This is a genomic window from Arcanobacterium phocae, assembly GCF_018913465.1.
Classification (GTDB): Bacteria; Actinomycetota; Actinomycetes; order Actinomycetales; family Actinomycetaceae; genus Arcanobacterium; species Arcanobacterium phocae_A.
This window is the reverse complement of the sequence record NZ_JABAPM010000004.1, coordinates 13,306-26,273: the sequence shown is the minus strand read 5'-3', so window position 1 is coordinate 26,273 and position 12,968 is coordinate 13,306. Positions and strand designations below refer to the sequence as shown.

Here is a 12,968-nt window from a genome sequence, read left to right as displayed (position 1 = left end):
CCCTCCAGTGGGTCAAATGAAATGGCCGGACACAGCCACACTAATCGCTGTTAAATGTACCACCTTAGTCCCACGATTGAGAACTTTTATGCGACCTGGGTCACTATATTTAGGACGTTAGTCGCACATTTACGAGTTATTTGGACACTCCTTCCCAAAATATGATGGGGATGGGCCGTTCTGACCCATCCCCATCAACTGGTAGGAAACTACAGATTACTCTGCGTCGTCGTCCTTACGACGGCGAAGCAACGCTGCACCACCAAGTACTGCAACTACAGCCAATCCACCTAGAACACCAACGGATGCACCAGTGTGTGCAAGCTGGCCATGCTCAACTGGCTTTGGCGATGTTGGAACACCACCACAATCCACGTCTACACCGACCATCTGATCGGCACTGACAAGCACCTTGCCCTGATCGTTCATCACAACAAGCGGAACATGAACGCTCTTTGCACCGGCCGGGCACTTGAAATTAGCGTGAATGTTGAATGCCTCGGTGTATCCGGCACCGTCTGCAACAACAACCGCGTTTTCGGTAGTCGCCTTTGTATCAATAACCGAGTTGTTGACCGCGGCAGTGAACGTTTGATCGCCAAACTTGACGGTAACTTCCTTTGTTTGAGCCTCGGAATCAACCGTGAACGAAAGTCCACGCAACGAAAGCTTCGCGTTAACGTTGCCATCCTTGGTGTCCACATCGGTGATAGTGACACCAATAGAAGATGTGTAGTCACGTGGCTGTACTGCCTGGTTGTTCTTCAGGTACTTCTGCATCCAGTCGCGGTCCAGACCATCCGGAATAACCTTATATGTTGCCTTCACTGCAGGATCGGCGAGGATATTAAAGGAGTCACCGCCAGCGAGCAAGAAGGTTACCGAGCCAACGGTGTAGTGACCAGCAGGATCGATCGGCTTGCCATCAAGCATGATTGAGGTGATGCGGTCCCCCATCGGGCGGGATGGATCGAACGTGTAGGTAACATTCTTTGACAATCCCAGCTTGAGCATTGGTCGGGAGGAATCGCCGCCGAGAGTCTTCCACTGCTCTTCTAGTAATGTCTTAAACTGAGCGCCGGTCAACGTCACATAGCCAACCTCGTTCGAGAACGGCATGAATGCGAAGACGTCACCAACAGTTACAACGCCGTCCTTCGGCGTCAAGTCTGCACGAATACCACCAGCGTTGATGATACCGATGTCAATTGGCTTCTTATCAAGAGTCAAGAAGGAATCCTTCATCGCATCGGCGATCAAACCACCGATTGTCGATTCCACACCACGGTTAGAGCCTGGCGCAGGCTTCTTGGCTGGATCGGTTGTGTGAATACCACGGTAGAAGTTGCCGGTGCCTTCCGAAACAACCTTTTCCTTCTCTGCCTTTGCGTTAGCAGCGGCTTTATCCACGATTGCCTTCACAACTGGGTCTTGACCACAAGCGAAAACATCGGTTGCGGAGATCTTGTCTGCCCGTGATTCAACGACCTTCTTGGCTTCCTTATCGTATTTGACGACGACGTTCGACAAGTTATCGGTGAATGAACCAGAGGCTGTAGCGGTGATCAAATGACCATCCTCAGCAGGAACCATATCCAAACCGAAGTATGGAACGTGGGTGTCGCCACCCATAATGATGTCAACATTCTTGTTCATCTTCGGGTAGGACAGCTTGACGTCGTTGTCGTACATAGCAACAACGATATCTGCTTCGCCGTTCGTCTCGTCGCCGTCCTTGAGCTGATCAGCAAGCTTGTTGATTGCTGGTGCAGCTTCGTGGAAGGTCAGCGAATCAACAGTTCCGGCTGGAAGCTTGGTAGCGACGTCGTTCTCGATGCCACCAATGAAGCCAACCTTCACTCCAGATGGCGATTCCCAAATCTTGTAGTCACCGAGTTCAGATAGGCCTTCAACATTGGCTCCCAAATACGGGAAACCAATCTTGGTGAAACCATCAGTACCAGCAAAACGTGACTTCAACGCCGGGATACCTTTATCGAATTCGTGGTTACCGATCGTGGATGCAAAAACGTCCATGGCATTCAATGCTTCGATGGTTGGGTTATCCATCGCTGAACCAGAGGTAAATGGTGAAGCACCAATGTTATCGCCCAGTAGCGTGAACTGGGTGTTAGCGTTAGTTCCTTTAACCTTGTCAATGTAGCACTTAACTGCAGCAAGCCCAGATTCCGCGTAAACGCCTGGCGCCTTGTACTTTTCTGCCGGCTCGATGTGACCGTGAATATCGGTGAGGTTGAAAAGGTTGAGAGTAACAACGCTGTCTGCTTTTTCAGCCTTCTCCTCTTCCTTAGCGGTCGATTCTTCGGCGGCAGGCTGAACCGTTTCAGCCTTAGTTTCCGCAGCAGCTTCAGCTGGCTTCTCTGCCGGCTGAGCAGGTTCATCCGCCCATGCAGTAACAGGGGCCATAATCAGCGATGCGGCAGCAAATGCTCCAATTGCCACACGCTTCATCGGATTCTTCATAGAAATTCTCCTAGAATTTTGGAAGCTAGAAAATAAACTTCACTAACTAGATTAGCAGTCAAGAAAGATTGCCACGGCAATTACGACAAGAATTTCCGCAGAAAAACGCCAAAATCACCTGCCGAGGTGTTCATATAGTGAGAAGAATTCTGGTTTCTTGAGCTCGTCTTGGTTCACCGTTAGAGTAGCCGTATGAATGCTGTATTAATTGCTGTTGTTGCCATGCTCCTGCTAGCTCTTATGCGAGTCCACGTGGTCATTGCATTATTTATGGGCGCACTTATTGGCGGCTTCACTGCCGGTCTTGGCCTAGACGGTACCATGCTTGCCTTCCAAGATGGTTTGGGAGCCGGCGCTAAAATCGCGCTATCTTACGCACTCTTGGGAGCATTCGCGATGGCGGTCGCACAGTCGGGCTTGCCGGATTTACTGGCATCGTGGCTTGTCTCTCGCACTGCGAAGCGCTCTCCTGGCGGCTCTACCGCGGTGATCAAGTACAGTTTGCTCGGCGGCATTCTTCTCATGGCTATCTTCAGTCAGAACCTTATTCCGGTTCACATCGCATTCATTCCGATCCTCATTCCGCCACTGCTACCAGTATTCAACAGGTTGCAGCTCGACCGGCGCATTGTCGCGTCCACCGTCACGTTCGGACTCGTGACCACATACATGTTTATTCCGTTGGGATTCGGTTCGGTCTTCTTGAACGATATTTTGCTCGGCAATATTGAATCTGCCGGGCTCGATACCTCGAACATTAACGTCATGCATGCGATGGCAATTCCGGCAGCCGGGATGCTCGTTGGGTTGCTAATAGCTATCGGTTTTTCATATCGTAAGCCGCGCATCTACTGCTCGGGTGAGGCATCGACGTCGACGTCGAAACCACAAGTTTCCACAAAAAACACCATCGTTGCGATCGTAGCTGTGCTGGTCACCTTCGGGACTCAGCTCACGCTGAACTCTCTCGGCTACAAAGCCGATGCGCTTCTCCTCGGTTCACTCCTTGGTTTAAGCGTTTTCCTGTTTACTGGCACGCTCAAGCTTCGCCAAGCCGACGAGGCTTTCACCAACGGTATGAAGATGATGGCAATCATCGGCTTTACCATGATTTCTGCTCAAGGTTTCGCTTCGGTCATGAACGCGACCGGTCACGTCGAATCACTTGTTGAGTCGGCCAGCACCCTGGTGGCTGGCAACAAAGGACTGGCCGCAGTAGCTATGCTGATTGTGGGCCTGATTGTTACGCTTGGAATCGGATCCTCGTTCTCTACTTTGCCGATTATCACCACGATCTACGTACCACTATGCGCTTCGCTCGGGTTCTCTCCATTGGCGACTGTCGCCATTATTGGTACGTCTGGCGCGCTTGGCGATGCTGGCTCCCCAGCATCCGATTCGACGCTCGGACCTACGTCTGGTTTGAATGTGGATGGCCAACACGATCACATTCGTGACTCGGTTATTCCGACCTTCCTTCACTTCAACATTCCACTGTTAGTCGCCGGCTGGATCGCTGCAATGGTGCTGTAGCTATTCTCCGCGGGATTCATACCAATCAGTGGAACCCGTGAAGGCCTGAATAGTCTTGTTCGTATACAAGGAAAATCACACGAGCTCTGTTACCCTTATCTCCATCTCAGGGAATTTACGTTTTGAGTTTGATTCGTCAACTTATTGTTGGTTATTTTCTCAACATGACTATTATGAATTTTTCTTCTCGCTCAGCCCTCGCGCTTGCTATCGCGGGCCTAAGTATCACCTCTACGACTGGAATAGCTTCGGCAACTTCGGATGCGCAAATCGACAAAAAGTGCGAGCAAGCGCGGATTACCCTTTCTGAAGAGAATAAAAAGATTGAACGATTAACTCAGCTCAAAGCTGAGTTAGAAAAGAAAGTAGCCGAGGAAAAGTCTCAGCGCGTTGCGTTGCAAGAAGCGCTCGCTAAGCTGGCACAAGATTCCAATAAAGAGACTGCCACCGCTAAAGCGCTCACAGAAAAAATTACTGCTACTACTCAGACCATTGAATCTGTCAAAGCTCAAATTACTGATATTAAAACCCAATTGGCTGGCACAACAGCTAAGATCGCCGAAGTAAAGAAGGCACTTGCTGAGGCTACCGCACAGCGCGACAATGCGAAGAAGGTCGCTGATGCAGCAATTGCAGATGTTACTACAAAGAAGTCTGATAATGACACAGCGGCGCAAAAGGTGGCACAAGCCGAGAACACCGCCAAGGGGGCACGTGAAAAGTACGAGCTAGAACTTTCGAATGCGCAGAAGGAAATCAGCGATCTTACTAAGAAAGTAGACGAAGCGAAAGCTCAAGAAAACGTTGCTAAAGATGCAACAGATAAAGCCAAAGCGCTGCAGACGGCAGCAGAGGAAGCTTCACGTAACGAGGAAAACAAGCTCATCCAACTCAAGAACGATAAAGAGACTGCCGCTAAAGAAATCGGTAGTACTTTCGACAAAATACAACAGTCGTTCAAAGATCGAACAAAGATTAATGATCAGATTACTGCCCTAAAGAAAAAGACGTCTGAACTTGGCGAAGAAATAGCAAAGGTTCTAGAAAAGCAACAAACTATTAAACAGAGCAAACCCGAGAATAAGCTTTATGAGAATCAGAATAATGCAGCTCGCACTTCGCTTGATCTTCATTTAAAAAAATTAAATGAAGAAAAGGCCTGGGTTGATAAATACGAAAATGATTTAAAACAAATTGAAGAACAAATTAAAACGAATCCTGAAAAAGTAGATGCTCTAAACCGGGAAAAACAGAGCGCTCAGAATAACCTAGACGTAGCACGAGTAGATTACGAGAAAGCCAAAGCTGAAGTTGATAAATTTACAGAAAAAGTTAAGCTTCTCGATAAAGAAAAAGCTGAAATACAAGCAAAGTTAGCCGAAAATGACAAGCTAACTAAGCAAATTGCAAACTTGTCCTCCCAAAATGTCGCTTTCGAGCTAACTCTTGGAGAGCTTGACAATAAGCTAAATGTAACTGATAAGAAAATCAAAGATTTGCAGGACAAGCAAGCTAAGCTTCTTACTGACCAGACCACACGCAACCGCGACATTCAGGATTCACAGCGTCGTCTTGCAGATTTACAAAAGCAGCAAGCCACAGCCGAAGCTGAGCTCATCAAGACTGAACAGGCCCTCACACTAGCCACACAAAAAAAGATGGCACTTGAGAAGAAGCTAAATGAGGCCCAAAAACAGGTTGACGATTCAGAGCTTCGTAAGGCCGAGGACACTTTAACAGCTGCTAACGATACCTTAGCGAAAGCTAAGAAGGATCATGCCGCAGCGACCAAAAATGCCGAGGAAGCCCAACAAGCACTTACCCAGGTGGAAGCCAATATTAAGGCTGCGCAACAAATGCTTGATGAGCAATCTCAAAAGCTCACTCAGCTAGAAAACAAGCGAAATGGACTCCAAGCAAAGCTCGATATGCTTACTCATGAAGTAGCTTTGTTGGACAAAGATCTAAAGCTATCCGAAACTCGACACGAAGAACTGAGCAAAAAGATTGCTGATACTGAATCGCTTCTTAAAAAGGTAAAGGATTCAAGTGAGGAACTAGCAAAGGCAACCTTAGATCTAAATACGGCAAATATGCTGGTAAAGGAAGCCGCAAAGACGCAGAAGAATTCATGCACCCCTAAAGCAGACCAACCTCACACGAACAATACACCTGAATCCCCGGTAGCTCCTCAATCTGTTTCACAGATGGGTAAGCACAAACAACAAAATAACGGTCTTGCACACACAGGACTCTCCGCTCAAGAAGCTCTATTCGCAAGCGCAACATTAGCAGGCCTGGGAACGCTGGCTCTAGCTACTCAGCGTCGCCGTCGAGATGCAAAATAATCCACATAATCACATACATCATATAGAACAGTTTCGTCTGTGAAAGTCGGAACGAGCTGATTCTAGTGTATTAACAGCTGAAGGGCTTGACTCCGATATTGTCGACGTCAAGCCCTTCAGCTTTACATTATTAGGATCATATCCATCGTTGCACTCGCGACTGTAATTTCACAGTCTTTCGTGACGGTTCGATTCGGCCGTCATCTGAGCTAACACTTCCGCGACAGCCGGATCAGTCACCGGCGAGATACACGGATCTTCGTATATTAAATCCCCCAGAATATTGTGCACATAGGCTACGTCTTTATCGCCTCGGCCAGAAAGATTGACGAGGATTGCTAGTTCGGAATCGTCGTCGGAAACATTTGCCGAAGCTGACTGGGCTATCTTCAACGCATACGCAACCGCGTGAGCCGATTCGAGAGCTGGGATTATTCCTTCGTACCGGGAAAGCAATCGAAATGCCTGGAGGGCTTCAGCATCCGTGATGCCCACGTATTGTGCTCGGCCACTTTCCATTAAATAAGCGTGCTCCAGTCCAACGCCTGGATAATCCAAGCCAGCCGAAACCGAATAGGACTCATTAACCTCACCGGATTCGCCCAGTAGCACGTATGATTTGCTGCCGTGGAGCAACCCGATTTTTCCACGCTCAAGCGGTGCACCATGCTTGCCCGAATCCAGGCCTTCGCCCGCCGGCTCCACACCGATTAAACGCACCTGATCGTTGCCGGGCTTGTCGGTAATATAATCAGCAAACGCGCCGATCGCATTCGACCCGCCGCCTACGGAGGCGACCACGATGTCTGGCAACCGCCCAATACGATCTAACATTTGCTGACGCGATTCTCGCGAAATAACTGCCTGGAACTCTTTGACCAACGTCGGGAACGGATGCGGACCACACGCAGAGCCAAGAAGATAATGTGTTGTTTCGAGGTTTTCTACCCAATCATCTAGGGCGACATCAATCGCTTGCGACATCGAACTTTCCCCAGCATTAACCGGGACTACCGTAGCCCCCATCATACGCATCCGCAACACGTTCGGTTGCTGACGCGCCACGTCTTTCGCACCCATATAAATCGTGCAGTCCATTCCCATCAACGCCGCCACCATCGCAGTAGCAGTACCATGCTGACCAGCACCGGTTTCCGCAATCAGGCGAGTTTTGCCGAGCCGCTTCGCGATCAGCGCTTGAGCCAGTACCTGGTTTCCTTTATGCGCACCGCCGTGAACAAGGTCTTCGCGTTTGAGGAAGATTCGGACCCGACGACGGCTCTCCGGCTGCATAAACGGCAGGTTTGCGCACTCAGTGATCGGGGTAGGCCGGCCGAGGAAGTTAGCGCGCAGATCATTAAGTTCACGGAAAAATTCCGGATCTGCAAGCGCCTCAACATACGCGGCTTCTAGCTGGTCTAGCACCGGCAGAAGCTTGTCCGGCACATACTGGCCACCGAACTGACCAAAGTAAGCATTGAGAAGAGTAGAACGAGTCATGAGTATGCCTTTCATCGAAGTATGTAGCAGAACACTTCTTGAGGCAGCCTACTCAGAAACAAAAACCGGTCCGCTACTTCAAGGAAGTATGAGCGAACCGGAAAGAATCGTCACTAAACGGCCCGCCTACGCGAGCCACCACCAGTTTCGATTCAATGTGATCATGGTTAGAGCATACGAAGAGATAATCTAGAATGCAACTTAAGTAGCTCTAAGTTTAGGGGGAGCTACCATTTCGGTAGCTCCCCCTAAATGTCGAGTTTAGTTCTCGGTAACAGGCTGTTCCGGTTGGTCACTATCCGGCCCTAACGAGGCCGGCTGAGCAAGTCCGTTAATCTGCTCAGCTTCGGCTGCCGGTTTGACACCTTCCGGTAGTCGATAGTCAGAATCTTGACCGGTAAAAGTGAACGACATTGGAATATTTTCCTCATTCACATCAACCACGATCGTTTGACCACTCGAGAACTCACCAAACAGCAGCTTCTCAGACAGCTCATCTTCAATATCGCGCTGAATTGCACGGCGTAACGGACGAGCGCCCAGAACCGGATCATATCCGCGTTCAGCAAGCAGATCCTTAGCCTTCTGCGTCAACACAATGCTCATGCCCTGATCAGCCAATCGGACATCGAGCTTGCCGATCATCAGATCCACAATCTGCAAGATCTCCGGCTTCTGCAACTGCGGGAAGACGATAATGTCATCAACACGGTTCAAGAACTCCGGACGGAAGTGGTTCTTCAACTCGTCATTAACACGAAGCTTCATCCGCTCATAAGACGTTGTCTGGTCACCATCGATCTGGAATCCGGTAGCAACACCGCGAGCAATATCCTTCGTACCAAGATTGGTAGTCATAATAATCACGGTGTTCTTGAAATCAACCACTCGGCCCTGTGAATCAGTCAAGCGACCTTCTTCAAGAATCTGCAACAACGAATTGAACAAATCCTGATGGGCCTTCTCCACCTCATCAAACAACACAACCGAGAACGGCTTACGGCGAACCTTCTCAGTCAGCTGGCCACCTTCGTCATATCCAACATATCCCGGAGGAGCACCAAACAATCGTGAAACCGTATGCTTTTCCTGGAACTCAGACATGTCCAGCGTAATAAGAGCTTCTTCATCACCGAACAAGAACTCTGCCAACGCCTTCGCAAGCTCAGTCTTACCAACACCAGTCGGTCCAGCAAAAATGAACGATCCACCCGGACGGTTCGGATCCTTCAACCCCGCACGAGTACGGCGAATAGCTTGCGACAGTGCCTTAACAGCCTGATCCTGACCAATCACACGCTTATGAAGCTCATCTTCCATACGAAGTAGCTTCGCCGATTCAGCTTCGGTCAGCTTAAAGACCGGGATACCAGTAGCCATCGACAGAACCTCGGAAATCAGATCCTCATCAACTACCGCAACAACGTCAAGATCACCTTCACGCCAAGCCTTGTCTCGCTCTTCGCGCTTCTGCGTCAGCTGCTGCTCCTGATCACGCAAAGCCGCTGCCTTCTCGAAATCCTGCCCATCAATAGCAGCTTCCTTTTGGCGCTTAACTTCAGTAATTTCTTCATCAAGTTCCCGCAACTCCGGTGGCGCAGTCATCTTCCGAATCGCCAACCGAGCACCTGCCTCATCGATAAGATCAATAGCCTTATCTGGCAAGAAACGATCGTTAATATAACGATCTGCCATCGTTGCCGCAGCTTCCAACGCCTCATCAGTAATCGTCACACGATGGAAAGCCTCATAGCGATCGCGCAAACCTTCCAGAATCGCAATCGTTTCCTTCACTGACGGCTGCTCCACCTGAATCGGCTGGAAACGCCGCTCAAGCGCCGCATCCTTCTCAATATGCTTACGGTACTCATCAAGCGTGGTAGCACCGATAACCTGCAATTCACCGCGAGCCATCATCGGCTTCAGCAACGACGCTGCGTCCAGCGCACCTTCTGCTGCGCCAGCGCCAACAAGCGTATGAATCTCATCAATGAACAAGACAATATCGCCACGGGTGTTGATCTCTTTCAAGATCTTCTTCATCCGCTCTTCGAAATCACCACGGTAACGCGAACCGGCAACAAGCGAACCCATATCCAACGAATAGAGCTGCTTATCCTTCAAAGTCTCCGGCACATCGCCATGTGCAATAGCCTGAGCCAAACCCTCAACAACGGCAGTTTTACCCACACCAGGTTCACCGATCAGAACCGGATTGTTCTTGTTTCGGCGCGAAAGCACCTGCATCACGCGCTGAGTCTCAGTGTGCCGGCCAATGACCGGATCCAGTTTGTTATCCCGAGCAGACTGAGTGAGGTTACGACCAAACTGATCCAAAATAGTAGAACCAGCCTTGACACCTTCGCGCGGGCCACCGCCACCAACACCAACAGCTTCTTTACCTCCTTGATACCCGCTCAACAGCTGAGTAACTTGCTGGCGAACCTTAGGCAAATCTGCATCGAGCTTAACTAAAACTTGGGCTGCTACGCCTTCTTGCTCTCGGCACAAGCCCAGCAAGAGGTGCTCAGTACCAATATACGAGTGACCCAATTGCAGGCCCTCACGCATCGCGTACTCAAGAACTTTCTTAGCCCGAGGCGTGAACGGAATATGGCCAGAAGGCTGTTCTTGCCCTTCACCAATAATTTCTACAACCTGATCACGGACAGCATCGAAAGAAACATCTAGTGCTTCGAGCGCTTTAGCTGCTACGCCTTCGCCTTCTTTAATCAGACCCAGCAGAATATGTTCGGTGCCAAGATAGTTATGCTTGAGGTTGCGTGCTTCCTCTTGCGCTAGCACGATTACTCGGCGTGCGCGGTCAGTGAACCGTTCAAACAATGTGGTTTCTCCTTCAAAATCATGTAACTGCCACCTACCTTAGCGACAAAAACCCATTTTAGGGTAACGCGTTCGCCACAGGCTTGACAGTTAAATATCGAGAATTATGGTGAATGGGCCATCGTTGAGAAGCTCAACGTCCATCATCGCCCCAAATTCCCCGGTTTGCACGTCAAGTCCATATTTACCCACGGCCTCCACCAGCTGATCAAATAAAGGTTGAGCAACCGGCCCCGGCGCCGCATGCGACCACGACGGTTTCGTCCCCTTACGCGCATCCGCATACAACGTAAACTGCGACACCAACAAAACACTGCCGCCCGCATCCGCCACGCTCACCCGATTCTTCGGATCATCCGACCCCTCAAGATCCCGCATAATTTTCAGCTGCGCAATTTTCTTTGCAAGCTTCGCTACCTGGGCAGATCCGTCGTCGTGAGTGATACCAACCAACACCGCCAAGCCGGTACCGATCTGGCCCACAATTCGGCCCTCAACCGTCACACTCGCATGCTTTACCCGCTGAATAACAGCTCGCACTATTTTCCTCCCAGCGACTTCGCCTGCATCGTTGGCGCTGGACCGCCCAACCGGCGAGAATTCAGCCCCGTTCCCGGACGCTGCTGTGGCGACGCCGACGACTTCCCGGCACGCCCCACAATCTCCACCTGCGAAGCAACCGCATCCCCGACCTGAACAACAGCCGAAACCGGAACCTGCCGTTTCAGCAATGCCAACCCGATCGGACCATCTTCAACCGAACGCGCCACCGACGTCAACACCCCAACCGGCTTACCATCCAGCGTCACCTCGCTACCAACGGCCGGTAAATCTTCTTCCACTTCAAGATACAAGAACGTCAACCGACGCGGCGGCTTACCCAGATTCACCAGCTTCGCCACCGTCTCCTGCCCCGGATAGCAGCCCTTCGCCAAATGCACTGCAGTACGCAACCAATCAACCTCGTGCGGCAACGTCGAATAAGCAGCCTCGTGCGACAGCGCCGAACGCCAATCCGCCACTCGCGCCGCCTCCCACGCGCTCAAACCCGCCGCAGAAAGCCCCGCTTCCCGTAACGTTTCGATCGCACGCTCAGTTTCGCTACGCGGAACGACGACGACGCAACGCCGACTCCCGAAAGCCGGATGATCGGCGTCGGCAACCCCATAGTGAGCTCCACCTACTGCCGTGAGCGGCCACGGATCATTCCAGACCGCCACTGCCCGATCACGAAGCTCGGCCGGCAACACCTCGGTGAACAAACCAATCGTGGTACCGTCCACAACCGAAGTCTCCACCCGCATCATGAACGTCATCCGTTGAATATGCTCAGCCAACGCAGCACCACGCCCATGCTCCGTCAACAACCACACCTGCTCCGCGGCCACAACCACGCCAGCCGCATGGGCAATGTGACCCTGCGCGTCAAGCACCAGCATCTCCGACGAATCACCAGCAGCCAAAACCTCAAAGTTTTGCGACGAAATCAGATGGAGTAGCTTAGCCCGGTCAGCACCAGAAACCGCAATCACATCCCAATCCAGCAATGTGAAAGCATCCCCTGAACGCAACCGTGACTCCTCCATAAACGGGTTGCCGTAATGAGACGGAACCACAGCGTCGTCGTCAATACTCACGCGCACGCCTCATCATCACCAGCTGGATCAACCGACTCATCGAAAGTTCGCGACAGCCGGCCCGCCATATACGAGCGCATTTCAGCACCAAAGGCAGCCATATCGATCGCGTAGAACAGATCCGAAGCAACCGAACCCGCCATCAACTTAACGCCATCAATCTGCGCCCCCGAACCAGAACGCATCACCGAATCCGTCACCATCTGCAACCGCGGACCATTAATCAAACCAACCCACGCATGTGACACACCAACCGGAGAAGCCAACATTGCCTCCAGCTCCACCGAGCCATCCTTGCGCTTATCAGCCTCTGGATTAACACGGATAAAACCAGTATGTTGCATCCACAACTCACGCTTAGTCAGCTGATTGTACGTAGTCTGCCCAGAAAGCTCTTTATCTACAACACCAGCCGGCTCATTCGCCAGCCACACCTTCGACGTGACCTTCAAGTACGGGCCACCGTCGGACGCATCAAAACGCACCTCGTGAAGATAGGCCGCCGGCTCCACATTCTCATACTCAAGAATGCCGCCGCCGACCCACGAATCAATCATCCACGCGAGAGCAGTATTTTCAGGAACTAAATTTTCAGGAAGTCGAATAGCCATACTCTAAGGCT

Annotated in this window: 8 protein-coding genes; 2 read left to right on the top strand and 6 right to left on the bottom strand. The window is 50.9% G+C overall.

Translation table 11 applies throughout. The features are described from left to right. Positions 1-216: 216 nt before the first annotated feature. Entirely contained in the window at positions 217-2,484 is a 2,268-nt protein-coding gene (locus KSO86_RS05980; RefSeq protein ID WP_216379087.1) for a bifunctional metallophosphatase/5'-nucleotidase, read from the bottom strand. A gap of 192 nt (positions 2,485-2,676) precedes the next feature. Between KSO86_RS05980 and KSO86_RS05975 the strand changes: the two genes are divergently transcribed. Next, positions 2,677-4,017 carry a Na+/H+ antiporter family protein gene (locus KSO86_RS05975; RefSeq protein WP_216379086.1) on the top strand — a complete coding sequence of 447 codons (1,341 nt, stop codon included), beginning with the start codon at positions 2,677-2,679 and terminating at the stop codon, positions 4,015-4,017. A 164-nt stretch (positions 4,018-4,181) separates the two neighbouring features. Next, positions 4,182-6,365, top strand: coding sequence for a coiled-coil domain-containing protein (locus KSO86_RS05970; protein ID WP_216379085.1), 2,184 nt, complete (start codon positions 4,182-4,184; stop codon positions 6,363-6,365). Between the two features lie 168 nt (positions 6,366-6,533). Here the strand turns inward: KSO86_RS05970 and trpB are convergent, their stop codons facing one another. From trpB to KSO86_RS05945, 5 genes are all read right to left on the bottom strand, one after another. Continuing rightward, complete coding sequence (trpB, locus tag KSO86_RS05965) at positions 6,534-7,865, bottom strand: tryptophan synthase subunit beta (RefSeq protein WP_253281451.1); 1,332 nt, start codon at positions 7,863-7,865, stop codon at positions 6,534-6,536. Positions 7,866-8,126: 261 nt separating this feature from the next. Then, positions 8,127-10,709, bottom strand: a complete 2,583-nt coding sequence (locus KSO86_RS05960) for an ATP-dependent Clp protease ATP-binding subunit (RefSeq protein WP_216431949.1) — start codon at positions 10,707-10,709, stop codon at positions 8,127-8,129. A gap of 90 nt (positions 10,710-10,799) precedes the next feature. Further along, positions 10,800-11,249 (bottom strand): D-aminoacyl-tRNA deacylase, encoded by a 450-nt coding sequence (dtd, locus tag KSO86_RS05955; RefSeq protein WP_216379082.1) that lies wholly within the window; start codon positions 11,247-11,249, stop codon positions 10,800-10,802. After that, entirely contained in the window at positions 11,249-12,346 is a 1,098-nt protein-coding gene (gene ygfZ / locus KSO86_RS05950; RefSeq protein ID WP_216379081.1) for a CAF17-like 4Fe-4S cluster assembly/insertion protein YgfZ, read from the bottom strand. The genes dtd and ygfZ overlap by 1 nt, the downstream gene beginning before the upstream one ends. Beyond that, positions 12,343-12,957, bottom strand: coding sequence for a heme-binding beta-barrel domain-containing protein (locus KSO86_RS05945; protein WP_216379080.1), 615 nt, complete (start codon positions 12,955-12,957; stop codon positions 12,343-12,345). Before KSO86_RS05945 ends, ygfZ begins: the two co-directional genes overlap by 4 nt. Positions 12,958-12,968: the final 11 nt, after the last annotated feature.